The 24,952-nt window shown below is 71.4% G+C and carries 23 protein-coding genes; 13 read left to right on the plus strand and 10 right to left on the minus strand.

Features of this window, described 5'->3' with window-relative positions; all coding sequences use genetic code 11:
• Positions 1-55 precede the first annotated feature (55 nt).
• A complete protein-coding gene (locus tag J3486_RS26110) occupies positions 56-3,253 on the plus strand; it encodes a tetratricopeptide repeat protein (RefSeq protein ID WP_207824714.1) in 3,198 nt (1,065 codons plus the stop codon).
• A 209-nt stretch (positions 3,254-3,462) separates the two neighbouring features.
• On the opposite strand, the gene J3486_RS26115 is transcribed toward J3486_RS26110, so the two are convergent.
• Positions 3,463-3,705, minus strand: coding sequence for a hypothetical protein (locus J3486_RS26115; RefSeq protein ID WP_207824371.1), 243 nt, complete (start codon positions 3,703-3,705; stop codon positions 3,463-3,465).
• The gene (gene mca, locus J3486_RS26120; protein WP_207824372.1) at positions 3,698-4,579 is read right to left on the minus strand and encodes a mycothiol conjugate amidase Mca; all 882 of its coding nucleotides are present in this window, start codon (positions 4,577-4,579) and stop codon (positions 3,698-3,700) included. Before mca ends, J3486_RS26115 begins: the two co-directional genes overlap by 8 nt.
• Before the next feature lie 131 nt (positions 4,580-4,710).
• On the opposite strand from mca, the gene J3486_RS26125 reads away from it, so the two are divergent.
• On the plus strand, positions 4,711-5,118 hold the full coding sequence (locus J3486_RS26125) for a DUF4307 domain-containing protein (protein ID WP_207824373.1): 408 nt from the start codon (positions 4,711-4,713) through the stop codon (positions 5,116-5,118).
• A gap of 163 nt (positions 5,119-5,281) precedes the next feature.
• Positions 5,282-5,779: a transcription elongation factor GreA gene (greA, locus tag J3486_RS26130; protein ID WP_207824374.1), complete on the plus strand. Its 498-nt coding sequence runs from the start codon at positions 5,282-5,284 to the stop codon at positions 5,777-5,779.
• 80 nt (positions 5,780-5,859) lie between these two features.
• Here greA and J3486_RS26135 read toward each other — a convergent pair whose 3' ends face one another.
• From J3486_RS26135 to ilvA, 3 genes are all read right to left on the minus strand, one after another.
• The gene (locus tag J3486_RS26135; RefSeq protein WP_207824375.1) at positions 5,860-6,705 is read right to left on the minus strand and encodes an ABC transporter permease; all 846 of its coding nucleotides are present in this window, start codon (positions 6,703-6,705) and stop codon (positions 5,860-5,862) included.
• Positions 6,702-7,688 (minus strand): ATP-binding cassette domain-containing protein, encoded by a 987-nt coding sequence (locus J3486_RS26140; protein ID WP_207824380.1) that lies wholly within the window; start codon positions 7,686-7,688, stop codon positions 6,702-6,704. The genes J3486_RS26135 and J3486_RS26140 overlap by 4 nt, the downstream gene beginning before the upstream one ends.
• 229 nt (positions 7,689-7,917) lie before the next feature.
• Positions 7,918-9,165 (minus strand): threonine ammonia-lyase, encoded by a 1,248-nt coding sequence (gene ilvA, locus J3486_RS26145; RefSeq protein WP_207824382.1) that lies wholly within the window; start codon positions 9,163-9,165, stop codon positions 7,918-7,920.
• 175 nt (positions 9,166-9,340) lie between these two features.
• On the opposite strand from ilvA, the gene J3486_RS26150 reads away from it, so the two are divergent.
• The 3 genes from J3486_RS26150 (at position 9,341) to J3486_RS26160 (ending at position 10,651) form a co-directional block, all read left to right on the plus strand.
• Entirely contained in the window at positions 9,341-9,829 is a 489-nt protein-coding gene (locus J3486_RS26150) for a MarR family winged helix-turn-helix transcriptional regulator (protein ID WP_207824715.1), read from the plus strand.
• A 79-nt stretch (positions 9,830-9,908) separates the two neighbouring features.
• A complete protein-coding gene (locus tag J3486_RS26155) occupies positions 9,909-10,400 on the plus strand; it encodes a sigma factor-like helix-turn-helix DNA-binding protein (RefSeq protein ID WP_207824384.1) in 492 nt (163 codons plus the stop codon).
• Positions 10,397-10,651 carry a hypothetical protein gene (locus J3486_RS26160; RefSeq protein WP_207824386.1) on the plus strand — a complete coding sequence of 85 codons (255 nt, stop codon included), beginning with the start codon at positions 10,397-10,399 and terminating at the stop codon, positions 10,649-10,651. The genes J3486_RS26155 and J3486_RS26160 overlap by 4 nt, the downstream gene beginning before the upstream one ends.
• Before the next feature lie 4 nt (positions 10,652-10,655).
• Here J3486_RS26160 and J3486_RS26165 read toward each other — a convergent pair whose 3' ends face one another.
• Positions 10,656-11,825: a cystathionine gamma-synthase gene (locus J3486_RS26165; RefSeq protein ID WP_207824389.1), complete on the minus strand. Its 1,170-nt coding sequence runs from the start codon at positions 11,823-11,825 to the stop codon at positions 10,656-10,658.
• 56 nt (positions 11,826-11,881) lie between these two features.
• Between J3486_RS26165 and J3486_RS26170 the strand changes: the two genes are divergently transcribed.
• The 3 genes from J3486_RS26170 (at position 11,882) to msrA (ending at position 15,261) form a co-directional block, all read left to right on the plus strand.
• Positions 11,882-12,979 (plus strand): hypothetical protein, encoded by a 1,098-nt coding sequence (locus J3486_RS26170; protein ID WP_207824390.1) that lies wholly within the window; start codon positions 11,882-11,884, stop codon positions 12,977-12,979.
• A 178-nt stretch (positions 12,980-13,157) separates the two neighbouring features.
• Positions 13,158-14,147: a hypothetical protein gene (locus tag J3486_RS26175; protein ID WP_207824392.1), complete on the plus strand. Its 990-nt coding sequence runs from the start codon at positions 13,158-13,160 to the stop codon at positions 14,145-14,147.
• A 445-nt stretch (positions 14,148-14,592) separates the two neighbouring features.
• Positions 14,593-15,261 carry a peptide-methionine (S)-S-oxide reductase MsrA gene (msrA, locus tag J3486_RS26180; protein WP_207824393.1) on the plus strand — a complete coding sequence of 223 codons (669 nt, stop codon included), beginning with the start codon at positions 14,593-14,595 and terminating at the stop codon, positions 15,259-15,261.
• 34 nt (positions 15,262-15,295) lie between these two features.
• Here msrA and J3486_RS26185 read toward each other — a convergent pair whose 3' ends face one another.
• Positions 15,296-17,356: a restriction endonuclease gene (locus tag J3486_RS26185; protein WP_207824395.1), complete on the minus strand. Its 2,061-nt coding sequence runs from the start codon at positions 17,354-17,356 to the stop codon at positions 15,296-15,298.
• 252 nt (positions 17,357-17,608) lie between these two features.
• Between J3486_RS26185 and J3486_RS26190 the strand changes: the two genes are divergently transcribed.
• Positions 17,609-18,244: a DUF4291 domain-containing protein gene (locus tag J3486_RS26190; RefSeq protein WP_207824397.1), complete on the plus strand. Its 636-nt coding sequence runs from the start codon at positions 17,609-17,611 to the stop codon at positions 18,242-18,244.
• Here the strand turns inward: J3486_RS26190 and J3486_RS26195 are convergent.
• Positions 18,205-18,690, minus strand: a complete 486-nt coding sequence (locus J3486_RS26195) for a carboxymuconolactone decarboxylase family protein (RefSeq protein ID WP_207824398.1) — start codon at positions 18,688-18,690, stop codon at positions 18,205-18,207. The two genes, J3486_RS26190 and J3486_RS26195, sit on opposite strands and share 40 nt — an antisense overlap.
• A gap of 288 nt (positions 18,691-18,978) precedes the next feature.
• On the opposite strand from J3486_RS26195, the gene J3486_RS26200 reads away from it, so the two are divergent.
• From J3486_RS26200 to J3486_RS26210, 3 genes are all read left to right on the plus strand, one after another.
• Positions 18,979-19,956 (plus strand): DUF1648 domain-containing protein, encoded by a 978-nt coding sequence (locus tag J3486_RS26200; protein WP_207824400.1) that lies wholly within the window; start codon positions 18,979-18,981, stop codon positions 19,954-19,956.
• Positions 19,950-20,309, plus strand: a complete 360-nt coding sequence (locus J3486_RS26205; RefSeq protein ID WP_207824402.1) for a GntR family transcriptional regulator — start codon at positions 19,950-19,952, stop codon at positions 20,307-20,309. Before J3486_RS26200 ends, J3486_RS26205 begins: the two co-directional genes overlap by 7 nt.
• 248 nt (positions 20,310-20,557) lie before the next feature.
• Entirely contained in the window at positions 20,558-23,431 is a 2,874-nt protein-coding gene (locus tag J3486_RS26210; RefSeq protein WP_207824404.1) for a family 43 glycosylhydrolase, read from the plus strand.
• On the opposite strand, the gene J3486_RS26215 is transcribed toward J3486_RS26210, so the two are convergent.
• Together J3486_RS26215 and J3486_RS26220 are read right to left on the minus strand one after the other, a co-directional pair.
• The gene (locus J3486_RS26215) at positions 23,382-23,756 is read right to left on the minus strand and encodes a DUF1330 domain-containing protein (protein ID WP_207824405.1); all 375 of its coding nucleotides are present in this window, start codon (positions 23,754-23,756) and stop codon (positions 23,382-23,384) included. The genes J3486_RS26210 and J3486_RS26215 overlap by 50 nt on opposite strands.
• A 94-nt stretch (positions 23,757-23,850) precedes the next feature.
• A complete protein-coding gene (locus J3486_RS26220) occupies positions 23,851-24,894 on the minus strand; it encodes an NAD(P)-dependent alcohol dehydrogenase (RefSeq protein ID WP_207824406.1) in 1,044 nt (347 codons plus the stop codon).
• Positions 24,895-24,952: the final 58 nt, after the last annotated feature.

A 24,952-nucleotide genomic window follows, 5' to 3' on the forward strand; every position in this document is an offset into this window, starting at 1 on the left:
ACCCCATACGCAGGACACTTGACGCGGAAGTATCGCCACCGGAGGGGGACGGATGATGCGAGACAGCCATCGGGCGGAGGCCGAGCGGCTGTTGGCCCGGGCCGTGGAGGAAGAAGTGCGCAGGTCCGGCGGACGGGCCGACGGCGGGGTGCTGCTCACGCGGGCGCGGGGCGCGCTGGACGGCATGGCGAACAGCGCGGCCGAGGAGTACACGGCGTACACCCAGGCCCTGGACGAGGCCGAGGCCGGGCAGATGTCGTTCGGGGAGCGGTTCGCCAAGGAGGGCGGCTCGACCCCGCTGACCGTGGCGGGAGTCGGGGCCGTGGCCGCGGCCCTCGCGGACCTGGTCCTCGGGACCGGGACCGGTGTCGCCCTGGGCGCGGGCGCCGCCGTGGCGGTGTTCGGCGCCGCCGCCACCGTCCTCAAGGTGACCGCGGCGCACGTGCCGGAGGCCAGCCGCAGCGCCGGGGCGCGCAACCAGCCGGGCGGGCCCGAACAGCTCAGGCTCCAGTGGCTGACCGCCCTTGAGGTGCGGGGCATCCGGCCGTTCCTGGACCAGCAGCGGGTGCTCGCCGCGTCCACGGGGCCGACCGGCAAGACGGTACGGCCGGGCGCACGCAGGCCCGACCGCAGCGCGGCCGCCCGGCGCAGAAGCGTCCTGGAGCAGTCTTTCGGCCAACTCCCGCAGCCCGAGGGCCCGTTCGCGGGGCGCAGGCCCGACCTGGCACAGATCGCGCAGTGGGTGCACGCGGCGCGGGCCAGCACGCAGACCCGGCCGACGGTGGTCGTGCTGCACGGGGAGCCCGGCGCGGGGCGCACCACGCTCGCGGTGCGGGCGGCGCACGAGCTGCGCGACCAGTTCCGCGGGGCGTGCGTGGTGGATCTGCGCGGCGACCGGGCGGACGGGCCCGCGCTGTCGACGCGGGACGCGCTGCTGCATCTGCTGAACCGGCTCGGCGCGCCGCGCGAGCAGCTGCTCTTCCGTGAGCGCTCCACGCCGGAACAGCAGGTCAAGCGGCTCAGCGAGCTGTACCACCAGCATCTGACGGGCCTGCCGGTGACGATCGTCCTCGACGACGCCGACGACGCCACGCAGGTGCGCACCCTCGTCCCCGAGCGCTCCGACAGCCTCGTCATCGTGACGGCCCGCGAGCCCCTCGAACTGGGCGACGTGCCGGCCTGGGTGCACCAGATGCCGGTCGAGGCGCTGGACCCGGCGGGCGCGGAGGAGCTGCTGCGCGAGGCCGCCGAGGACATGAGCGGCCCCTACGACGCCGAATCGGCGGACGCCATCAGGGAGTTGTGCGGTGGACTCCCGCTGGCGCTGCGCATCGCGGGGTCCGCCATCGGGCCGCGCTCACCGCGTCAGCTGGCCGCGGACCTGAGCGCGTACGGGCCCGTGGACCCCGTCGGGCGCGCCCTGTGGCTGCGCTACACCGACCAGTCCGAGGCGGGCCGGCGCCTGCTGCGCCGGCTCGCGCTCGCGGGCCGGGCCTCGCTCGGCGCGGCAGCGGCGGCGGCCCTGCTGGCCACGGACGACGCGGAGGCGACCCGGCATCTGACGGCGCTGGCCCGCGCGGGCCTCGTCGACCGCGTCCGGGGCAGCCGCTACCGGCTGCACGACCTGGTCCGCGCCTTCGCGCAGGCCCGGCTCACCGACGAGGAGGAGCCGCAGGAGCGCACGGCCGCGCAGGAGCGGCTGATCAAGAACTACGCGGAACTCGCCGACTCGGTGATCCGCCTCGTGGACGGCAACATGTCGACGCGGGCCGGACAGATGGGTCCGCACGGATTCACGTCGCTCGACGCCGCGCTGCGCTGGCTGGACGACGAGTCGAGCTTCATCACGGCGGCGCTGCGGCACGCGGAGGGCGTCAACCAGGACGCGGTCCTCGGGCTGCTCGGCGCGCTGTGCGACTACTGCCTGCTGCGCGGCGACCTCTACCGGCTCGGCGAGATCAGCGAGCTGACGCAGGCCATCGACCAGGGCCTGCTGGTGCGTTCGGTCCAGTGGCGCACCGGTATCGCGGCCCGCCAGCTCGGCGAGCTCGACAAGGCCCGTACGACGCTGTCCTCGGTGGTCGACCTCTACCGCGAGGCCCACCACCAGGCGGGCGAGGCCCGCGCCCTGTGCTCGCTCGGCATCACCCTGCACCACCAGGGCCAGCTCACCGAGGCCACCGCCAAGCTGAGGGAGGCCCTCGACCTGCAGACGACACCGGAGACGAAGGGCGACCGGGGCTGGACGCTGCACGCGCTCGCGGCCGTCGAGCGCGACCGCGCCCACGTCCGCGAGTCCCTCCAGCTGCTCACCGACGCCCTCGCCCTGCACCGCGAGAACGAGTCGCTGCACGGCGAGGCGTGGGCGCACTTCCAGCTCGGCCAGCTCTGCCTGCGCATGGGCGACGTGCCGCGCGCGGACGAACAGCTGCGCGCCGCCCTCGATCTGTACGGCCGCACCCGGGACTCCCGCGGCGAGGCCTGGGCGATGACGCAGCTGGCCCGCGCCCGGCTCATCGACGGCGACGCCTCGGAGGCCGTCGACGGGCTGCGCCAGGCGGCGGCGCGCCACCACGACAACGAGGACGCGCGGGGCGAGGCGTGGACGTACTACTACCTGGGCCAGGCGTTGGAGGAGTCCGGCAACCTCGACCAGGCGGTCCGTGAGCTGGAGCGTTCCCGCACGATGTTCTCGCGGATGCGCGACGTCTACGGGCTGGCCTGCGCCCGGCACCACTCGGCGCGCGTCACCCGCGACCAGCGCGCCCTCCAGACGGGCTCGCTGCGCAACTCCGGCTTCGCCCGCCAGCTGCTCGTGGACGCCCGCGCGGACTTCCAGCGCATCGGCGTCGCGCACGGCGAGGCGTGGACGTGCCTGGAGCTCGCGGTCGTCGACGCGGGCAACGCGCGCCTCCAGCAGGCGGTGGCGCTGTGCGAGGAGGCGCGGGAGCTGTTCGCCTCGTACGGCGACGTGCGCGGCGAGGAGTGGGCGACGTTCCTGCGCTGCACGCTCCTGCCCTACGCGTCACCGGGCGGTTCGGAGGTCGGCGCGGCCGTCGCCCAGGAGGAGCTGGCCCAGCTCGGCCGGACCACGAACCCCACGCGCGACGGCAAGCTCGACGACTACGTGGAGGCGTACGGGCTGCTCCTGGAGCGCGGCGTGGACCTGAGCGCGGGCTGGCAGGCGTGGCGGCTCGGCATGGTGCCGAACCGGCACGCGCGGGACGTGATGGGGGTGGTCGTCCCCGTCTAGGCCGTGTGCCGAAAGTCCCGTCGTCCGCCCGAAGGGGGGCCGGGGGCACCTCCCAGCGGTAGCTGGGGGAGGGACTTTCGACACGCCCCAGTTCCGCGGCGGAGCAGCGCTTGCCCACCGGGTCGGCGCACGGCCGGGCATCGCCGTCGCCCGCCCCCGCCGTCCGTGACGGTGGAGGGCGGGGCGGGCGGCACCCGCGCGCCGGCGGATCAGGCCGTCTTGTGGGCGTCGCCGCCCGGCACCGCGTCGGCCGGCTCCGCCGGCTTCTCCTTGAAGTCGACCTTGCGCATGTGCTTGTTCATGGACTTCATCAGGCCCCACACGGCCAGCGCCATCACGGCGAAGACGATGAAACCGAGCACACCCGGAGTCACCTTGTCCTCGTCGACCTCGGTCGCGGCCAGCGGGACGAGATGGGACATTGCCAGATTCACGTAGCTCACATCAGGCATTGTGACGGACGCCCGCGAAGAGGTCGTCCTCGGGGAGGGAAGTGTCCACGAGCGACTTCGCCAGCTCGTACTCCTCGGTGGGCCAGACCTCCCGCTGGACCTCCAGCGGAACCCGGAACCAGCCGCCGTCGGGGTCGATCTGGGTGGCGTGCGCGATCAGCGCCTTGTCCCGGATCTCGAAGAAGTCGCCGCACGGCACGTGCGTGGTCAGCGTCCGCTCGACGCGGTCGAACTCGTCCCAGCGCTTGAGCCAGTCCGCGTAGGGCGACTCCAGGCCGCGGTCCAGCATCGCCTGGTGCAGGGCGAGGGTGCGCGGCTTGTTGAAGCCCTGGTTGTAGTAGAGCTTGGAGGGCTGGAAGACGGGGCCGAACTCGTCCTCGGGGTACTTGACCGGGTCGTTCGCGCCGTCGAAGGCCACCATCGTGATCTTGTGGGTCATGATGTGGTCGGGGTGCGGGTACCCGCCGTTCTCGTCGTACGTCGTGATGACCTGCGGACGGAACGAGCGGATCTGCCGGACGAGCCGGCCCGCAGCCTGATCGACGTCCTCCAGCGCGAAGCAGCCCTCGGGCAGCGGCGGCAGCGGGTCGCCCTCGGGCAGGCCGGAGTCGACGAAGCCCAGCCAGTCCTGCTTGACGCCGAGGATCTCGCGGGCCTCCTCCATCTCCTTGCGGCGCACCTCGTGGATGTGCTCCTCGATGTACTTGTCGCCCTGGAGCTTGGGGTTGAGGATCGAGCCGCGCTCGCCTCCCGTGCAGGTCACGACATGCACGTCCACCCCCTCGGACACGTACTTGGCCATGGTGGCCGCGCCCTTCGACGATTCGTCGTCGGGATGGGCGTGAACGGCCATGAGTCGCAGCTGCTCAGTCAAGACAAGATCCTCAGTGGAATAAGGCGCCCTGGTGTGAATCGGCGCAATGGGCGGCTTCTATAGTGACCGAACCGGGGGGCGGAAAATTCCGGTGCCCACATCTTGGCGGGCGATGCGAGAGGAACTGGCCGATGAGCGCCGTGCAGCAGCACCTGCCCGAGGGCCGCTACGGATCAGCCCGTTCCGCCGACGCCCGCGCCGACCGCAAGCTGAAGATCGCCGGGATCGTCCTCGGCGTCCTGTTCGCCGCGCTGATCGGCTGGTTCGGCTGGTACTACGTGGGCGGGAACACGTTCAGCGGTGAGGTCATCGCGTTCAAGACGTACGACGACAACGTCAAGGTGCACCTGGAGATCCGCAAGGACACCGACGCCACCGGCTACTGCACGATCCGTTCGCAGGACGCCGACGGCGCCGAGGTGGGCCGGGCCGACTTCCACTTCGACCAGAAGCGGAGCCGCGTCGACAAGGTCGTCACGCTGCGTACGGCCGGTGGCCGGGGCACGACGGCCGAACTCGTCGGCTGTCACGCCGACTGACGGCTCGGCTGCTCGGCTGACCTGCACGGACATAACATTGATGACTTATGTCCTCCCCCTTTGCTGTGTGAATTGTTAGGCTCGTGGTTTCGCCCACCCGTGAGGGAACATCCTTCTGGGTAGGGCGATGCTTTGTATTCCCAGTACCTACGAGGAGCGACCTGTGACCCAGACCAGCGAAGACGTCACCTGGCTGACGCAGGAGGCGTACACCAAGCTCAAGGACGAGCTGGCGTACCTGTCTGGTCCCGCGCGCGAGGAAGTCACGCAGAAGATCGCCGCGGCGCGCGAAGAGGGCGACCTGCGGGAGAACGGCGGGTACCACGCGGCCAAGGAGGAGCAGGGCAAGCAGGAGCTCCGCATTCGCCAGCTCACTCAGCTCCTGGAGAAGGCCAAGGTCGGCGAGGCCCCGACGACGTCCGGCGTCGTCGCGCCGGGCATGGTCGTCACCATCGCCTTCGACGGCGACGAGGACGACACCCTGGAGTTCCTGCTCGCCTCCCGCGAGTACGCGAGCGCCGATATCGAGACGTACTCGCCGCAGTCGCCGCTCGGCTCCGGGGTCAACGGCCACAAGGTGGGCGAGGACGCCGAGTACGAGCTGCCGAACGGCAAGAAGGCGTCGGTCAGGATCCTGAAGGCAGAGCCGTACAACGGCTGACCGCCCCTGTGACACGACGGCGGGGCCCCCGGAGCAGAGACTCCGGGGGCCCCGCCGTTCTGTGCGTCGGACACAGGCTCTCAGGCCGTGGCGCCGCGGTACTTGCGGACGGCGAGGGTGCGGAAGACGACGATGATCAGGACGGACCAGATCAGCGAGGCCCAGACCGCGTGCTGCATCGGCCAGGCCGGTGAGTTCGACACTCCGGGGTTGCCGAAGAGCTCGCGGCAGGCCTGGACGGTGGCGCTGAACGGGTTCCAGTCGGCGACGTGGCGCAGCCAGGGGGTCATCTTGCTGGAGTCCACGAACGCGTTCGACACGAAGGTGACCGGGAAGAGCCAGATCAGGCCGCCCGACGTGGCGGCCTCGGGGGTGCGCACGGACAGGCCGATGAGCGCGCCGACCCAGGTGAACGCGTAACCGAGCAGGAGCAGCAGGCCGAAGGCGCCGAGCGCCTTCCAGATGCCCTCGTGGATCCGCCAGCCGACCAGGAGCGCGACGACGGCGAGAACGAACAGGGTCAGCGCCGTCTGCACCAGGTCGGCGATGGTGCGCCCGGTGAGCACGGCGCCGCGGGCCATGGGCAGCGAGCGGAACCGGTCGATCAGGCCCTTGTGCATGTCGTCGGCGATCCCCGCCCCGGCGCCCGCGGTCGCGAAGGTGACCGTCTGCGCGAAGATGCCCGCCATCAGGAAGTTGCGGTAGTCGGCCGGGTCCGTGGAGTTGCCGACGACCATCGAGCCGCCGAAGACATAGCTGAAGAGCACCACGAACATGATCGGCTGGATCAGGCCGAAGATCACCATTTCGGGGATCCGGGTCATCCTGATCAGGTTGCGCTTGGCGACGACCAGGGAGTCCCGGACGGACTGGCCGATGCCGCCCGCTGCCCGCGGGACGCGCACGGTGTCGGTGACGACGCTCATTTCGCGGCCTCCTCGTTCTCGTCCGCGTCCTCCGCCATGTGTCCGGTCAGCGAGATGAACACGTCGTCCAGCGTCGGCCTGCGCAGCCCGATGTCGTCGATCTCGATGCCCCGCGCGTCGAGGTCCCTGATGACCTCCGCGAGGAGCTTGGCGCCGCCGGTGACCGGCACGGTCAGCTTGCGGGTGTGCTGGTCGACGGCCGCCTCGCCCTTGCCGAATCCGGCCAGACTGTATTTGTTCAAGAGGTCCGCAGCGGTGGCAATGTGCTCGCGCTCGTGCACGACGACCTCGACGCGCTCGCCGCCGGTCTGCGCCTTGAGCTGGTCGGAGGTGCCGCGGGCGATGACGCGGCCGTGGTCGACAACGCAGATGTCGTGCGCCAGGTGGTCTGCCTCTTCGAGGTACTGGGTGGTGAGCAGGAGGGTGGTGCCGCCCGCCACCAGCTCCTGGATGACCTCCCACAGCTGCTGCCGGTTGCGCGGGTCGAGGCCGGTGGTCGGCTCGTCCATGAACATCACCGGCGGCGAGACGACGAGCGCGGCGGCGAGGTCGAGGCGGCGGCGCATGCCTCCGGAGTACGTCTTCGAGGGGCGGTCCGCGGCGTCCGCGAGGTTGAACCGCTCCAGGAGTTCGCTCGCGCGGGCCTTCGCCTCCTTGGCCCGCATCTGGTAGAGCTGCCCGACCATCTGGAGGTTCTCCCGGCCGGTCAGATACTCGTCGACCGCGGCGAACTGGCCGGACAGGCCGATCGAGCGCCGCACCTCGTTCGGGTTCTTCAGGACGTCGATGCCCGCGACGACCGCCTTGCCGCTGTCCGGCGTCAGGAGCGTGGTCAGGCAGCGGACCGCCGTGGTCTTGCCCGCGCCGTTCGGCCCGAGCAGGCCGAGGACGGTGCCCTCCGGGACGTCGAGATCGACGCCGTCCAGAGCCCTTACGTCGCCGAAGGTCTTCACCAGCCCTTCGGCGTAGATGGCGCCTGGCATGTGGTTCCCCCAATGGTCGGGCGAGTCTGCTGAAGCGATCTACGTGCGCTGTTCCTCGTGTGTCTCGTGTGCCTTATGTGCCTTGTGTGTCTCGTGCGTCGGGAGCACACTTCGCACCTGTATGCGAAGAAAGTCTAGAATTTTCGGGCCTCGAATGCCCGGCGGAGCATGGGGCAAGGTGTGACGGGGGCCATAAGCTATCGCGATGTATCGCGTATCGGCAACGCTTTTACGAAGCCTGGTCGATGACGGTGTAGCCCGCCTCCCGCAGCGCGGCGCCGACCTCGGCGCAGTGCGCGGGGCCCTTCGTCTCCAGGTGCAGCTCCACCTCCGCCTCCGTGATCCCGAGCCGTGGGTCGGTCCGTACGTGGCCCACATCGAGGACGTTAGCGTCGGCCACTGACAACACCCCGAGAAGCGTGGCCAGGACGCCGGGGCGGTCGGTCAGGCGCAGCCGCAGCGAGAGGTACCGGCCCGCGGCGGCCATGCCGTGGGTGAGGACGCGCTGCATCAGGAGCGGGTCCACGTTGCCGCCCGACAGCAGCGCCACGACCGGGCCCTCGAAGCCCTCCGGGTCGCCGAGGAGCGCGGCGACCGGGCTCGCGCCGGCCGGCTCCACGACCATCTTGGCGCGCTCCAGGCAGAGCAGCAGGGCGCTGGAGAGCTGGTCCTCGGTCACCGTACGGACCTCGTCGACCAGGTCCGCGACGAGGCCGAACGGTACGTCGCCGGGGCGCCCCACCTTGATGCCGTCGGCCATCGTCGCCGGGGCGGCGATCGACACCGGGTGCCCGGCCGCGAGCGAGGGCGGATAGGCGGCCGCGCCCGCCGCCTGCACGCCGATCACCTTCACCTCCGGGCGCACGGCCTTGACCGCGACGGCGAGCCCGGCGGCGAGCCCGCCGCCGCCGACGCCCACGACGATCGTGCGCACCTCCGGGCACTGCTCCAGGATCTCCAGGCCGAGGGTGCCCTGACCGGCCACGATGTCCGGGTGGTCGAAGGGGTGGATGAAGACCGCGCCGGTCTCCTCCGCGTACTCCTGGGCGGCGGCCAGGGTCTCGTCCACCACCTGGCCGTGCAGCCGTACCTCCGCGCCGTAGTCGCGGGTCGCGGCGACCTTCGGCAGGGGCGCGCCGACCGGCATGAACACCGTGGAGCGCACGCCCAGGAGCGAGGACGCCAGGGCCACTCCTTGTGCGTGGTTGCCCGCACTGGCGGCGACCACACCGGCCGCCCGCTCCTCGGGCAGCAGCCCCGCGATCCTGACGTACGCGCCGCGCAGCTTGAAGGAACCCGTCCGCTGGAGGTTCTCGCACTTCAGATGGACCGGGGATCCGAGCAGCTGGGAGAGGTGGTGGCTGTGCGCCATCGTTGTCACCCGCGCCACTCCGGACAGCATCTTCTGGGCGCCGCGCACGTCGTCCAGAGTGACGGCGGCCGGGAACGGCAAGGAGTCAGACGCGCTGTAGCTCATGACCGAAGTCTCGCAGCTCACGCCGCAGGTGACCCGTGATGTTCACGCTCCGAGACCGGATTGCGCACGGCCGGTACGGCCAGCGCTTTCGCCGCGTACCCTGTGCCCCAATCCAGTGCAATCCACCACCCACGCATGAAGTGAGCCCCCGGCCATGCCCACACCCCAGGAAACGATGGACATGTCGACCGCCGGCGACACCGGCCTCCTCGAAACGCTGCAGCACGAGGTGGCGGTCTTCGCCCGTCGCGCCGAACAGACCCGGCTCGGCGGGGTCGGGCAGGTGCGCAACTCGATGGACCGAGCCGCGTATCTGCTGCTCAACCGCCTCGACAAAGAAGGCCCGATGGGCGTGAAAGCGCTCGCCGCGAGCATGGGGATCGATTCCTCGACGGTGACCCGCCAGGTCGCCCCGCTCGTCGACACGGGCCTCGTGAAGCGCACCTCGCACCCCGAGGACGGCCGGGCCGTGGTGCTCCAGCTGTCTCCTCGGGGCCTCGCCCGGCTCGACGAAGTACGGTCGTCGAGGCGGGAGTTGATGGCCCAGTTGACGCAGGACTGGGACCCGCAGGAGCGCGAACAGTTCTGCGCGCTCCTCACGCGCTTCAACTCCGCCCTCTCGGCACGTCAGTCGGGCCAGGCGGCCCCGCCGGCGGCCTCCTGACCCCGTACGTCCGTAACGTCCTCACAGCCGCGGCTCCCACCTCTTGACCAGGGGGCCGCGGCAGGCCTCATATGACAGGGTGCGCGAACGGCAGGCGTCCAGGGATGCCCGCCGGGCCCGTGAGTTCGAGGCGTTCGTCGCGGGCGCGGCTGGGCGGCTGCTGCATGCCGCGACGCTGCTGACCGCCGAGCCGCCGGACGGCAATCCCCGCGCACAGAAGCTGCTCACGGCCTCCCTCGCCCGGACGTACGCGTCCTGGGACCGCCTTCGGGGGGAGGATCCCTACGACTGTGCCCGCAAGGACCTGGCCGTCCGTTTCGCCCGCGGCACCTGGCCGCTCCGGCCGGGGCACCGCCGCGACGGCGGAGTGCTCGGGGCGCTCTCCCCGCAGGAACGTCTCGTCCTCGTACTGCGCCTGTTCGAGGGCGTCGGGGAGGAACAGGTGGCCGCGCTGCTCGGGCTCCCCGTGGAGCGGGTCAGGGCCCTGCACACGCGCGCGATGGGCCTGGTCCTGCATCCGCCGCGCGGGCCCGCGCCCGCGCCACCGCTGCAAGGGACGGCGTCGGTATGAGCCTCGAAGACCGTAAACAGGCGTCTGTGCGCGCCGTCCTCGACTCCGCGCCGCCGCCCCCGGTCCCTCCGGACCTGTGCGCGGAGGCGATGCGCAGGGGCGGCCGGGCGCTGCGCAGGCACCGGATCGCGCGGCGGCTGCTGTGGTGCGTGCTGTTCGCCGCTGTGGTGGCGTTCATCGTCTGGGCGACGATGGCGCGGCCGTGGGTGGAGCCGCCGTCGACGACGACTCCACCGCTGACCGGCCTGTGAACGCTCAGTCCCCGAGCGCCTGCTGCAGGTCGGCGAGCAGGTCGTCGGCCGACTCGATGCCGACCGAGAGGCGCACCAGGTCGGCGGGGACCTCCAGGGCCGAGCCCGCGGCCGAGGCGTGCGTCATGCGGCCCGGGTGCTCGATGAGGGACTCGACGCCGCCGAGGGACTCGCCGAGGGTGAAGAGCTTCGCCCGGTTGCAGACCTCGACGGCCGCCTCCTCGCCGCCCTCGACCTGGAACGACACCATGCCGCCGAACGCCTTCATCTGCTTCGCGGCGGTCTCGTGGCCCGGGTGGTCGGGCAGGCCCGGGTAGAGGACCTTGGTGACGCGCGGGTGGAGGGTGAGCATGTCGGCGACGCGGGTGGCGTTCTCGCTGTGCCGGTCCATGCGGACGGCGAGCGTCTTGATGCCGCGCAGCACCAGCCAGGCGTCGAAGGGCCCGGCGACGGCGCCCATGGCGTTCTGGTGGTAGGCGAGGTCGTCGCCGAGCGCGGTGTCGCTCACGACGAGCGCGCCGCCGACGACGTCCGAGTGGCCGCCCATGTACTTCGTCATGGAGTGCACGACGACGTCCGCGCCGAGCGCGAGGGGCTGCTGGAGGTAGGGGCTCGCGAAGGTGTTGTCGACGACGAGGCGGGCGCCGGCGTCCCGGGCGACCTGGGTGACGGCGGCGATGTCGGTGATGCCGAGCAGCGGGTTGGACGGCGTCTCGACCCAGATGGCCTTGGTCCTCGGGGTGAGCGCGGCGCGGACGGCGGCCGGGTCGCTGGTGTCGGCGACCGACCACTCGACGCCCCACCGCGAGACGACCTTGTCGAACAGCCGGAACGTGCCGCCGTAGGCGTCGTTCGGGATCACCACGTGGTCCCCGGGGCTCAGCAGGGTGCGCAGCAGGCAGTCCTCGGCGGCGAGGCCGGAGGCGAAGGCGAGGCCGCGGCGGCCGCCCTCCAGCGCCGCGAGGTTCTCTTCGAGGGCCGTGCGCGTCGGGTTGGCGCTGCGGCTGTACTCGTAACCGCCGCGCAGACCGCCGACGCCGTCCTGCTTGTACGTGGAGACCTGGTAGATCGGGGGGACCACCGCGCCGGTGACGGGATCTGCCGTGTTTCCGGCGTGGATGGCGGTGGTCTCGAAGCCCCTGGGGGCCGGCTGGTTGCCGTGCGTGTCGCTCATGGGGCCGAGCGTAGGGCAGAGGGGCTCTCGGCCAGGGCTCGGTTAGCTTTGAAGGTATGGGAATTCTCTGGGGGCTGATGGCCGTGCTGATGATCGCCTGGGTGGTGATGCTGCGCAGGCGCGGGGGCGGCGGCATCCGTCAGGTGGCGCCGGGATCGCCGGACGCCGCCGACCCGGCGAACTACGGCTTCATGCGCCAGGAGGAGCTGGACGTCCGGCTCCCCGGGCCCGACCAGGATCTGCTCGACGTGATGGCCGTGGTCCAGCGCAATCAGGACTTCACGGCGGCGCAGCAGCTGCTCGCCGGGACCGGCAAGGAGACCGAGGCCCGCTGGGAGCGGGTGCAGGCGATCGCCGGCGCGGCCGCGATCGAGCTCCAGCAGACGCCGCGGCTCGGGGCGGGGTGGCTGCACGCCTGGCGTTCGCAGGCGCCCAAGGACGCGGGCGGGGCGCAGGTCTTCGCCGAGTTCCTGGTGCAGCAGGCCTGGCGCAACGGGGGCACGGACGACGAGCAGCGGATCATCCTGGAGGAGGCCCGCAACGCCTGCGACCAGGCCGCGCTGCTCGCCCCCGGTGACCCGGTCCCGCACATCACGCATCTCGCGGTGGCCCGTGGTCTCGGCTACTCGCAGTCGGAGTTCGAGCAGGTCTGGCTGAAGATCCTCGACACGGCGCCCGGCCACATGGGCGCGCACCTCGCCGGGCTGCGCTACTGGTGCGAGAAGTGGCACGGCTCGCGCGATCAGGCGTTCGCCTTCGCTGAGGCGGCCGCGGCGCGCGCCCCGCGCGGTTCGCTGCTCGCCGCGCTCCCCCTCTTCGCCCTCTACGAGCACCTGCCCGACCTGAACCTGGTGCGCGGCTTCTACGAGAGCGAGGTCGTCACCAAGGCGCTGCACGGCGCCCTGTTCGCGGTGAGCGCGGCCCGACCGGACGACCCGATGCTCGCCCACGTACGCCACCTCCTGGTCTTCTTCCTGGTCCGCAGCGAGCGCTGGGCCGAGGCGATGCAGCAGCTGGTGCACGTCGACGGCCACGTCGGCGCGGTCCCGTGGACGTCGGAGCAGGACCCGGCGGCGTCGTACGCGGTGTACCGGGCGCTCGCGGTCGCGGGGTACGAGGCGAACGGCGGAAGCCCGGCGACGCTGTCGGCCTGACGCACCCCGCAGCCGAGGGAGGGCCCGTGAAAACGGCCCTCCCTTTGTTGTGCCATACTCCGGGTCCCCCCACGCCAGCTCTCACCAGCCACTTCTCCGGCTTGATGACTTCTCGCTTCCTGTGGGGGGGGGACGCTCGATGGGCTCATGTCTGCGCGCTGTGCGCGTACGTGTCCGATTGCTCGGAATCCGTCCGGCAGCCTTCGCCGAGCGGCTCGGTCTTGTGCCGTACGAGCGTGTCAGCGGCGCCCGTACGGATGTCGTGACGCCCGAGGACCAGCAGGTCGTGCGGGCCGTACGGGACGGCGACTGGGAGGCCGCGCCCCGCTATCTGGCCGAGGCGGGGAACGACTGGCAGGAGCGCGACCGTCGCGCCCTGCTGCTCGGAGGCACGGACGGTCACCTGGCCGCTTGGCTCGCGGCCCGTCCCGATGATCGCGACATGGCCCTGGTGCGCGCCCACCGTTTGGTCACCGCGGCCTGGCAGATGCGCGGCGCCCACGCCGCCTCACACACCTCGGAGGGTCAGTTCGCGGACTTCCACCGGGTCCTGCACCGGGCGCGGGAAGCCTGCCACACAGCGCAGCGGGACGCCGGGCACGACCCGTGCCCGTACATCGCCGAGCTGCCGGTCGCCCGCGGCCTCGGTTACTCCCGCAAGGACCTCGACGCCCTGTGGACCGAGATCGCCCTGCGCGCGCCGACCCATGCGAGGGCGCATCACCAGGCCCTGCAGTACTTGTGCGCGAAATGGCATGGGTCGCACAAAGAGGCGGAGTCCTTCGCCCGCGCCGCGGCGGCCGCGGGACACCCCGGAGATCTCCTGTCCGTGCTACCGCTCACCGCTTGCTTCGAGCGGACCCTGGGCCTGCGGCCCGCACGTCGGCGCTCCTTCTACCGGCGCCGCGACGTGGTGGCCGCGACGGACTCGGCTCTGGTCGATGTGGCGGCCGCACAGGCCACCGACCCGCACGACCCGCGTCTTCCCCAGGCCCGCCACATGCTCGCGTACGCCCTGCACCTCCAGGGCCGCCACGACGCGGCCCTGGAACAGTTCCGGCTGGTGGACGGGCATGCGGGCAGCCTGCCCTGGAGCGTGTACCCCGACCCCGCCCACGAGTTCGTCCGCGCCCGCGATCGCAGTGCGGTCCGGGCCCGCGGGATCTGAACCTCGCCGAGAGGCGCGCCGCTGAATCTCCCTGTGCCCCTTCGGGCCTCTGACGCGACCTCTCGCGGAGCACGGTCCGTACTCGACGGGTGGATCTGCACCTGGACCTGCGCCCCGAAGGTCTCCAGTCGCGTGACGGGACCTCTGTGCCGCGCCGTTGATCGCGGCGTCCGACACGACCCTCCTGGACGTGGATACGGCACACGCCGTGGACCCGCACGACCACCGTCTTCCGGGACCGGCACGTCGAGGCGCTGGAGCAGTTCCGCCACGTGGATGGTTATGCGGGGTGCGTCCCGTGGAACCGACAGCCCGATCCGGTCGTCGCGTTCGTCCGCGCCCGCAACCACAGCGCCGTACGGGCGACGGCCCGGTCCCTGCCCGGAATCTGAGATGGCCTCAGGACGTTGCACCGAGTGACGTCGACGCCCCGGAGGCACCACTCATGGCACTGTTCGGCCGCACCCCGGTCCTGCCCACCCGCGACCAGGCCCTGCGTGGCCGCTCCGCGCCGGAGTTCACGCTGCCGGAGCGGCACACGGTGCTCGGCAACCCGCTGGCCGGCCCGTACCCGGAGGGGCTCGCCGTGGCCGACTTCGGGCTCGGGTGTTTCTGGGGGGCCGAGCGCGTGTTCTGGCGGACGCCTGGCGTGTGGACGACGCTCGTCGGCTACCAGGGCGGCTTCACCGAGAACCCGGCGTACGAGGAGGTCTGCTCGGGCCTGACCGGGCACACGGAGGCGGTGCGGGTGGTCTTCGACCCGTCCGCCGTCTCGTACGAGCAACTGCTCAAGGTCTTCTGGGAGAACCACGACCCGACGCAGGGCTTCCGCCAGGCCCATGACGTGGGCACCCAGTACCGCTCGGCCCTCTACCCCCACACCCCCGAGCAGACCGCCGCGGCCGAGTCCTCCCGCGCGACCTACCAGCAGGTCCTGACCCGCTCGGGCCACCACGGCACGATCACCACGGAGATCCTCCCGGCGCAGGGCCGCCCGTTCTACCCGGCCGAGCCGTACCACCAGCAGTACCTCGACAAGAACCCGGGCGGGTACTGCGGCATCGGGGGGACCGGGGTGTCGTGCCCGGTGGGGGTGACCCCCGCGGAGAGGTGAGCCGCCTGGGGCAGGAAGTGCGGCGCAGTGCCGCTCACTCGACGTCGATACCGAAATCTCGAACCAGCTCCTCCAGACCGCCCGCATAGCCCTTGCCGCCGAGAACGAAGTCCCAGTCACCGTTCGGCCGGTGTCGGAACGCCCCGAGAACCAGCGCTGTCTCACCGGGCCTGCCGTCGGAGACTTCCAGCCGCCCCAGTTCCGTCAGTGCCGGGTCCAGGAGCCGGATACCGGCGTCCGTGAAGCCGGAGAGGTCCGCATCAGGGTTCCTCTCCGGGTCGACGGCCGCCGCCAGGACGAATCGGTCGGCCGCAGCGGGCAGTGCGTCGAAGGAGACACAGATGGCGGCCTTGTCGGGCGCGGTGGCAGGGAGGGCGCGCACGGACCCGTCAGGGGTCCGCGGGTTGTTGTAGAACACGAAGTGGTCGTCACTGAGCACCCGGTTGCCCTGACAGACGAGAGCGCAGACATCGAGCCCGACTTCGCCGGTCCACGACATGCCGAGAACGTTGTAGTCGTCGGGGAGCCGCGGGCCGGGGACGGCAGCCGTGGCGACCGTCGGTACGGGTGCGTCACCACCGCCCAAGCGCCCGCGCAGCCCGTTCCGGTGGAGCAGGTCGACCAGTTCCGTCCCTGAGATGAGCTCCAACGGCTTCCCGTTGGCGAAGGTGTACGAACCCGGGCCGAACTTCGACGTCGTGACGAGAACACCCTTGTTGGCCCCGGCGTCCTGCACCGTCCCGTACAGATCGCGTACCGCGGTCGGCGGCACGGTGTTGCGGTAGCGCTTCACCTGAACGACGATCTTGCCGCCCCGGACAGGGGCGGGGTCCAGCGCGTCGACGTCCACACCCCCGTCGTTGGACCGCTGGGTGGTGACCGCCTGCATTCCCATGGCACGGAACAGTTCGGCGACCAGATCCTCGAACGTGATCGGGTCCATGGCGTACAGGTCCGGGTCGTCGTCGGTGCCGTGAGTGACGACGCGGTTCCCGATGTCCTGTGGCGAGCGCCCCGGGCGCACCGGCACCAACTGGTCCGGGCGGGCGGAGAGTTGTCCGCGCAGCGCGTCCGACAGGCAACTGACGGGCTCTACCTGTTCGATGTGCAGCCCCCGGAAGGTGGCGCTCGGCGCCATCACGGTCGCCAGATAGATCCGCCCCGGTCTGCCCGTCGCCGGGTCGTGGCCGTCCACGAAGCCGTTCAGGGCCACGGATTCGACGACGCCGAACTCATCGGCAGCGAAGACGTCATGCAGGGCGAGCAGCACGCACTGCGCCAGCACCTCCCGGTAGACCGAGCGCCGCTGGCCGACCGGTCGCGCCGTTTCCTTCTCCTGGTCCGTGCTGGGCAGGTAGCGGACGGCTTTGGCCTCGGGGACCACGTCGAGGCCAGGCAGTTCCCAGTCGAGCACCAGGTCTCCGGCCGCCGCGTCGTAGGCAGCCGCGACCTGGCGGGGAAAGCCTTCCGGCCACGCGGTCGACGCGTAGAGCGCTCCCGAGAAGTACTCGACCACCGCGTCCGGTTCTCGTCGGCGCACCCTCTCCGTCAGTTCGGCGATTCCTGTGTTGTGACGCCGGACATCGGCCAGTTGGGCATCCGCCCACTGTTCGTACTCCCTCTGGTACGCGGCGAGTTGCTGAAGACGCCGGGTCTCGGCGGCCTGTGCCGCGTGCCAGTCCCGCTCGAAGCGCGCCCGCGCCTCGGCCTGGGCCTGGGCACGTCGAGCGGCGGTCCAGGCGCTCTGTGCCTGGTAGTGGTCGGCGACGGGCATGGGTACGGGCTGCCCCAACTCCCCAGGAGCGAACGGCGCGACGCGCTCGGGGCGCACCAGCGACGCAACCCTGAAAGGACGGGCCCGGGCCCCTGTGACAAGAAATCCCTGGAGTGCGGCGATCTGCGCGTCCAGTTCCTCGGTCCGGCGCGCCGCCTCGGCCTTCCGGTACTCGCGGTAGCTCTGGGCTGCTCGCCGTTGATGGGCACGCGCCTGCTGTTCCTCTCGACGCTGCCGCCGGGCGTCGGCCTCCCTCTGACGCTGCTGCTGCCTCTGTATCTCGGCCCACGCGCCGACCATGCCACCAGAACGACGACTCATGTTCCGCGTGCCTCCCCAAGCCGCTCCGGTCGCCCCCACAACCAGGTGTATCGAGCGATTTTATCCGGCGGTACCGGGGCACCCGGCCGATTCAGAAGGAGTCGTTGAACGCTCGCCGAGCGGCGGCGGACGGATGAGGCGGCGTCGACGCCGGGCAGGCCGGTGGCCGGTGGCCGGTGACTGGCGGCCGGTGGCCGGCGGCCGCGGAAATCCGCTGGCCACACCGCGCCGACGCACCGCACCCTGGACGCCATGACAGCCGCTCCGCCACACCACGAGATCCGCGCCGCGTACACCGACTCCGTCGTCACCGTCTACCAGGCCTACTCCCCCGCGATCGGGCTGCCCGCCGCGCGTGACGGGCGGTTTCCCGATGTGTGGAAGCGGGACCGGATGACGTGGATCAAGCCGTCGTTCCTGTGGATGATGTACCGCTGCGGGTGGGCCACGAAGACCGGGCAGGAGGTCGTGCTCGCCGTCGACATCCGGCGCGAGGGGTTCGAGTGGGCGCTGCGGCACGCCTGCCTGTCCAGCTACACCCGCGGGCTGCACACCGACCAGGCCTCCTGGAAGCGGGAGTTGAAGCGGGCCCCGGCCCGTGTGCAGTGGGACCCCGAGCGGGATCTGCGGCTGCGGCCGCTGTCGTACAGGTCGCTGCAGCTGGGGCTGAGCGGGGAGGCGGCGCGGCGGTACGCCGACGAGTGGACGGTGGCCGTCCGTGACGTCACGCCGCTCGCCCGGAAGACGCACGCGGCCGTCGCCGCGGGTGACCTGGAGGGGGCCGCCCGGCTGCTTCCCGCCGAACGGCCCTATCCCGGGGAACGGTTGGAACTCGGTCACCTGAGGGTTCAGCTGGGCGACGACGCCTTGAACATGCCGGGCTCGTAGGCGCCGCCGGCGTTGTGCACGATGACGTTCATCCGTGTCGCCGCGTTGATCAGTGAGACCAGGCAGACCAGCGCGCCGACCTGGTCGTCGTCGTAGTGCTTGCGGACCGCCTCCCAGGTCTCGTCGGTCACGCCCTTGTCGCCGAGCAGCGTGCCCTCCTCGGCCAGGGCGAGCGCCGCCCGCTCGGCCTCGCTGAACACGCTGGTGTGCCGCCAGGCGGCGACGAGATTGATGCGCACCGCGCTCTCGCCGGCCGCCGCGGCCTCCTTGGTGTGTGCGTCGAGGCAGAAGCCGCAGCCATTGAGCTGGCTGACGCGCATCTCCACCAGTTCCTGGAGGGCCTTGGGGAGGGTGGACTCCTCCAGGGCCAGGGAGACGTTGTAGAAGCGCTTGGCGATCTTCGCTGCGGTGGGGCTGTCGAAGAGGTTGAAGCGGGGTGTGCTCATGGTGAAAGACATCCTCACGTGAGGAGATCCGCCCGCGGTGCCGCGCGGAGTGCGGAGTCTCGTGGTGGTCGGTGTCGTGCGCCGGTGCGCCGACGCTCACAAGACCCCGGCCGGACGGGGGACGTGACAGCCCGCCGGTGTGGCACATCGCACCGGGCGGCCGTGTCACGCGCGGGCCCCGGCCGGTGTCGTCGGCGGGGCAGCCGCCGGACGCCCCGCAAGTTGTTCTAGTATGGTGCTAACAAGTAACGCACATCCGGAGCACGTCGAAGCACCCCGGAGGCCCTCGTGAACCACCACCGAGCCCCTCGTCCGCTGCGCACCCTCGTCGCCGGTCTGCCGTTCGTGGCGGCCGCCGTCGTCGCCGCGCTCGTCCGCATCTCCGTACGCGACCGGCTCCCCGACCCCATGGCCACCCACTTCACGGGCAACGGCCACCCCGACGGGTTCTCGTCCACCGGCGGCTTCCTCGCCGTCTCGGTGCCGGTGCTGCTCGGCGCCGGGGTGCTGCTCGGCGGGACCGCCGCCTGGCAGCGCGTGGCGCCCGCACGGTGGACCGCGGTGCTCGCCTGGGCCACGGCGGGACTGCTCGGGTCCGTGACGGTGTCCGTGCTGCGCGTGAACGCGGCGGTGGACGACGCCCATGACGCCCGGCTGCCCTGGTGGCACCTCGTCGCGGCCTGCGGGGTCGCAGCGGTCGCCGGAGCGATCGGGTGGGCGCTGACCCGGACATGGCCGCGCGGGGGCGGGGTCGGCTCGGGCGAGGCGGCCGAGGGCACCCCCCTCACCCTGGGCGCGAGCGAGCAGGCCGTGTGGGTACGGACCACCGGCTCCTGGCAACTCGGGCTGATCGCGGGGGCGTTGGCCGTCGCCGGCGGTGTCGCGCTGGCCCTGGGCGGCTGGTGGGGCAGCGCGCTCCTCGTCGCCGGGGTGGCCACGGCGGGGTTCGGCTGGGTCCAAGTGGTCGTGGGCCCCAAGGGAGTTGTCGTGTCGCAGGTCGGGCTCCCGTGGCCGCGGATCCGGATCCCGCTGCAGGACATCGAGAGCGCCTCCCGGCGCGATGTCGGCGCCCTCACGGACTTCGGCGGCTGGGGGTACCGGATCCGGCCACGCGCGTCGGGCGTGATCCTGCGCTCCGGGGAGGCCCTGGTCGTACGGAAGCGGGGCGGGCGGGAGTTCGCCGTCACCGTCGACGACGCCGCGACCGCCGCCGCGCTGGTCAACTCCCTCCTTGCCCGCACCGGCGGGAAGGCGGCCTCGTGCTGATCCGTGTGGACCCCGGGTCCTCCGTCCCCCTCGGCGACCAGATCGCCGCACAGGTCCGGCGGGCCGTCGCCGACGGGGCCGTGGCGCCCGGCGAGCGGCTGCCGTCGGCCCGCGCGCTCGCGGACTCGCTCGGCGTCAACCTCCATACAGTGCTGCGGGGTTACCAGCAGCTCCGCGACGAGGGCGTCATCGAGCTGCGCCGCGGACGGGGCGCCGTCGTGCTCGGCGGCGAGGCGGCCGCGGGCCGGGCGCGGCTGGCCGAGAAAGTGCGATCACTGGTGGCGGAGGGGCGCCGGCTCGGACTGAGCGACGAGGAGATCGTGGGGCTCGTACAGGGGGGGCTCACCCCCTGAGAACCGCCGCCCCCTGCAGGGCGGGCTCACCCCCGAGAACCGCCCCGTACAGGGCGGGCTCACCCCCTGAGAACCGCCCCGTGCAGCGCGGGCTCCCCCTCCTCCCCCCTGAGAACCGCCTCACAGGAACCCGACTCGCCCCCTTCGCCCCACCTTGCCGTTCGGGATACCGACCAGCCTTCGATTTCTCGTACCGATCTGCGTCGAAGATCTTGACCCCTCACCGTCACCGCTTCTTCACTGACCGCATGCCTCCCACCCGTAACGGACACCCCTTCCTGCCCACTTCCCCCCTCTCCCGGCGCCAGATCCTCGTCACCGGCGCCCTCGCCCTCACCGCCACCGCCCTGCCCGCGGCCTCCGCCCGCGCGGCGGGCGGGCGGACCGACGGCGACTACGCGGGGTATCTCTTCGTCTACTTCACCGGCGAGGGCACCTCGACCGGCGAGCAGATCTACATGGCGCTCAGCCGCGGCGACGATCCCGTGCACTTCCGGGAGCTGAACGCCGCCGCCCCCGTCCTCACCTCGGACCTCGGCGACAAGGGCGTACGCGACCCGTTCATCATCCGCTCCCCCGAGGGCGACAAGTTCTTCCTCATCGCGACCGACCTGAAGATCAACGGCGGCGCGAGCTGGGACTACGTACAGCGGCACGGCAGCCGTTCCATCATCGTGTGGGAGTCGTCCGACCTCGTCACCTGGGACGGTCCGCGCTCCGTGCAGGTCTCGCCCGAGACGGCCGGCAACACCTGGGCGCCCGAGGCCTATTGGAGCGAGGAGCTCGGCGAGTACGTCGTGTTCTGGGCGTCGAAGCTGTACGAGGCGAGCGACACCGGGCACACCGCCGACACGTACAACCGGATGCTGTACTGCACGACGAAGGACTTCCGGACCTTCAGCGAGGCGAAGGTGTGGAACGACCCGGGGTATTCGGTCATCGACTCCACCGTGATCGCGCACGCCGGGACGTACTACCGGTTCACGAAGGACGAGCGGTCCGCCTCGCAGTCGCCGTACGGGAAGTTCATCCTGGAGGAGAAGGCGACCGATCTGCTCGCCGCCGACTGGGACACGGTCGCCGAGGGCATCGGCATGGGCTCGATGGCGCAGGGCGAGGGGCCGCTGGTCTTCAAGTCCAACACCGAGAACAAGTGGTACCTGTTCATCGACGACTACACCAACACCGGCTACATGCCGTTCGTCTCCGACGATCTCGCAGGCGGCACGTGGACCGAGGTCGAGCGTCGCCGGCTGCCCGCCGCGCCCCGGCACGGCACCGTCCTGCCCGTCACCGCGGCCGAGTTCGAGCGGCTCCGGGCGAAGTGGGCGGTGCCCGCCGTGCGGGCCGGCAAGGACGGGCTGGTCGCCCACTGGCCGCTCGCCGACGACGCCAAGGACACCTCCGGGCACGGCTACCACGGCACCGCCGCAGGTGACGCCGCCTTCTCCGACAGGGCGCTCGTCCTCGGCGGCACCGACGGGCACGTCAAGCTGCCCGACGACATGCTGGCCGGGCTCGACACCGTCACCGTCGCCGCCGACGTGTGGGTGGACACCGACCAGGCCACGCCGTACTTCCTGTTCGGGTTCGGGAACACGGCCGCCTCGACCGGCTACGGCAACGGGTACCTGTTCGCCACCGGCGGTTCGGCCGACTCCGGTTTCCGGGCCGCGCTCTCCGACGGCAACTGGAAGCGGGAGGCGGGGACCGAATCCCACACCGGTCTGTCGCGCGGGCGTTGGGCCCATGTCACGTACACCCTCGACGGCAGCGGCACCGCGCGCCTCTACCTCGACGGGGCCGTCGTCGCCACGAACACGGCCGTGGACCTCACCCCGGGCGACATCGGCGGCGGGCACACCACCGCCAACTACCTGGGCCGCTCCCAGTACACCGGCGACAAGCGGCTCAAGGGGCGGCTGCGCGACGTGCGCCTGTACAACCGCGCCCTGTCGGACGACGAGATCGCCGCGCTGCCCGAGAACGCCACCCGCATCCGGGGCGTCGAGCTGGACTCGCTGAAGGTGCCCGCGATCATCGAGGGCGAGGGCGGGACCGTGGTGCTGCCCGTCGTCCCGGGCACTCAACTGCGCTCACTGAAGCCGAGGTTCAGCCTCGCGCCCGGCGCCCGGATGAGCCCCGCGAACGGCCGGCGCATCGATCTGCGGCGGCCCGTCACATACACCGTGACCTCCGCGTCCGGCGAGCGGCGCACCTGGAAGGTCTCGGCCGTGGAGATGCGCACGCCGGTGCTGCCGAAGTACCACGCCGACCCCAACATCGTCGCGTTCGGCGACACGTACTACCTGTACACGACGACGGACGGCTTCGACGGCTGGAGCGGCACGACGTTCAGCGTCTGGTCGTCGAAGAACCTCGTCGACTGGACCGACCGCGGGGTCATCCTCGATCTCGGCAAGGACGTGAGCTGGGCCGAGTCGCGGGCCTGGGCGCCGACGATCGCCGAGCGCGACGGCACGTACTTCTTCTACTACTGCGCCGAGGCGAAGATCGGGGTCGCGACGGCGGACTCCCCCGTCGGCCCGTTCACCGACTCCGGCAAGGTACTGATCGCCGCGAACCCGAGCGGCGGCGGGCAGGCCATCGACCCGGCCGTCTTCACCGACGACGACGGTCAGGCCTACCTGTACTGGGGCAACGGATCGGCGTGGGTCGTACCGCTGGGCGACGACATGGTGTCCTACGACGCGTCGAAGGCGAAGCGGATCACGGGACTCGACGACTTCCGCGAGGGGATGTTCGTCGTCAAGCGCAAGGGCATGTACCACCTGACGTACTCCATCGACGACACCCGCAGCGCGAACTACCGCGTCGGCTACGCCACGTCGGACTCGCCCTACGGCCCGTTCACCAGCCACGGCGTGATCCTGGAGAAGGATCCGGCGCAGGGCATCCTCGGCACCGGACACAACTCACTGCTCCAGGTGCCGGGGACCGACGAGTGGTACACGGCCTACCACCGGTTCGCGATCCCGGGCGGCGACGGCACGCACCGCGAGACCACGATCGACCGGGTGGAGTTCGGGACGGACGGGCTGCTGAAGCCGGTCACGCCGACACTGGACGGGGTGCGGCCGCGCCGGATACCCGGCTCCTGAGGGCGGCTGCCGTGCGCGCCGGGTCGTACCCGTCCGGGACGCCGTCGAGGAAGACCAGGCTCCCGGGCAGATGGTCGGCGCGCAGCGGCAGGATCTCCTGGTAGGCGGGCGACGCGTACCAGGCGCGGGCCGCGGCCGCGTCGGGGAACTCGACGACGACGACGTCGCCGAGCGCGGGGCCCTCCGCCCAGTCGGCCTGGGCGCCGTGCACCAGGAAGCGGCCGCCGTACGGGGCGAAGGTGGCCTCGACGCGTTCGATGTAGGTGGCGACGTCCGGGTGCGGTGCGGACGTCGGGCGCATCACGGCGATCACATAGGCGGTCATGAGCGAGCCCTCCTCGGGTCCGGCGGGATATGAAGATCCTGCCGGGCCCCGGGGAGGGCGTCGATTACCGCAGGGGTCATACGACCCCGGGCGCTCAGATCGTGGCGGTGTCGATCACGAAGCGGTACCGCACGTCGGAGTTGATGACGCGCTCGTACGCCTCGTTGATCTGCGCGGCCTCGATCAGCTCGATCTCGGCGCCCAGACCGTGCTCGGCGCAGAAGTCGAGCATCTCCTGGGTCTCGGCGATGCCGCCGATCATGGAGCCGGCCAGCGTCTTGTTGCCGCCGATCAGCGAGAACAGGTTGAGCGCGATGGGCTCCTCGGGGGCGCCGACGTTCACCAGGGCGCCGCCCGTCTTCAGCAGGCCCAGGTAGGCGCCGAAGTCCAGCGGGGCGGAGACCGTGGAGAGGATGACGTCGAAGGTGCCGGCCAGCTCCTCGAAGGTCTTCGGGTCGCTGGTGGCGTAGTAGTGGTCGGCGCCCAGCTTCAGGCCGTCGTCCTTCTTGCGCAGCGACTGGGAGAGCACGGTGACCTCGGCGCCCAGGGCGTGCGCGATCTTGACGCCCATGTGGCCGAGGCCGCCCAGGCCGATCACGGCGACCTTCTTGCCGGGGGCGGCGCCCCAGTGCTTGAGCGGGGAGTACGTGGTGATGCCGGCGCAGAGCAGCGGTGCGGCCACGTCGAGGGAGATGCCGTCGGGGATGCGCAGGGTGTAGCCCTCGTCGACGACGATCTTCTGCGAGTAGCCGCCGTAGTTCGGCGTGCCGTCGCGGCCGATCGCGTTGTACGTGGAGCCGATGCCGCCGTTGAGGCAGTGCTGCTCCATGCCCGCCTTGCAGTTCTCGCACGCGCGGCAGGAGTCGACGAGACAGCCGACGCCGACCCGGTCGCCGACCTTGAACTTGGTGACGCCGGAACCGACGGCCTCGACGACACCGGCGATCTCGTGGCCCGGGACCATCGGGAAGAGGGCCTCGCCCCAGCCCTCGCGGGCCTGGTGGATGTCGGAGTGGCAGATGCCGGCGAACTTGATGTCGATCAGCACGTCGTGCTCACCGACGGCACGGCGCTCGATGGTGGTGCGCTCCAGCGGAGCCTTGGCGCTGGGCGCGGCGTACGCAGCAACAGTGGTCATGGCTTCAAGGCTGCCCCACACTCGCGCAGACTTCGACGTTTACGCAGGTCACCGCTTT

Origin of the sequence: Streptomyces sp. VRA16 Mangrove soil (genome assembly GCF_017377775.1) — a bacterium.
In the GTDB taxonomy this organism is placed as follows: domain Bacteria; phylum Actinomycetota; class Actinomycetes; order Streptomycetales; family Streptomycetaceae; genus Streptomyces.

What these genes read in the sequence shown, in the direction of transcription:
- J3486_RS26110 (WP_207824714.1), top strand. Translation starts at nt 56, where the DNA reads ATGCGAGACAGCCATCGGGCGGAGGCCGAGCGGCTGTTGGCCCGGGCC.
- J3486_RS26115 (WP_207824371.1), bottom strand. Translation starts at nt 3,705, where the DNA reads ATGCCTGATGTGAGCTACGTGAATCTGGCAATGTCCCATCTCGTCCCG.
- J3486_RS26125 (WP_207824373.1), top strand. Translation starts at nt 4,711, where the DNA reads ATGAGCGCCGTGCAGCAGCACCTGCCCGAGGGCCGCTACGGATCAGCC.
- J3486_RS26135 (WP_207824375.1), bottom strand. Translation starts at nt 6,705, where the DNA reads ATGAGCGTCGTCACCGACACCGTGCGCGTCCCGCGGGCAGCGGGCGGC.
- J3486_RS26140 (WP_207824380.1), bottom strand. Translation starts at nt 7,688, where the DNA reads ATGCCAGGCGCCATCTACGCCGAAGGGCTGGTGAAGACCTTCGGCGAC.
- ilvA (WP_207824382.1), bottom strand. Translation starts at nt 9,165, where the DNA reads ATGAGCTACAGCGCGTCTGACTCCTTGCCGTTCCCGGCCGCCGTCACT.
- J3486_RS26150 (WP_207824715.1), top strand. Translation starts at nt 9,341, where the DNA reads ATGGACATGTCGACCGCCGGCGACACCGGCCTCCTCGAAACGCTGCAG.
- J3486_RS26160 (WP_207824386.1), top strand. Translation starts at nt 10,397, where the DNA reads ATGAGCCTCGAAGACCGTAAACAGGCGTCTGTGCGCGCCGTCCTCGAC.
- J3486_RS26165 (WP_207824389.1), bottom strand. Translation starts at nt 11,825, where the DNA reads ATGAGCGACACGCACGGCAACCAGCCGGCCCCCAGGGGCTTCGAGACC.
- J3486_RS26170 (WP_207824390.1), top strand. Translation starts at nt 11,882, where the DNA reads ATGGGAATTCTCTGGGGGCTGATGGCCGTGCTGATGATCGCCTGGGTG.
- msrA (WP_207824393.1), top strand. Translation starts at nt 14,593, where the DNA reads ATGGCACTGTTCGGCCGCACCCCGGTCCTGCCCACCCGCGACCAGGCC.
- J3486_RS26185 (WP_207824395.1), bottom strand. Translation starts at nt 17,356, where the DNA reads ATGAGTCGTCGTTCTGGTGGCATGGTCGGCGCGTGGGCCGAGATACAG.
- J3486_RS26190 (WP_207824397.1), top strand. Translation starts at nt 17,609, where the DNA reads ATGACAGCCGCTCCGCCACACCACGAGATCCGCGCCGCGTACACCGAC.
- J3486_RS26195 (WP_207824398.1), bottom strand. Translation starts at nt 18,690, where the DNA reads ATGAGCACACCCCGCTTCAACCTCTTCGACAGCCCCACCGCAGCGAAG.
- J3486_RS26210 (WP_207824404.1), top strand. Translation starts at nt 20,558, where the DNA reads ATGCCTCCCACCCGTAACGGACACCCCTTCCTGCCCACTTCCCCCCTC.
- J3486_RS26215 (WP_207824405.1), bottom strand. Translation starts at nt 23,756, where the DNA reads ATGACCGCCTATGTGATCGCCGTGATGCGCCCGACGTCCGCACCGCAC.
- J3486_RS26220 (WP_207824406.1), bottom strand. Translation starts at nt 24,894, where the DNA reads ATGACCACTGTTGCTGCGTACGCCGCGCCCAGCGCCAAGGCTCCGCTG.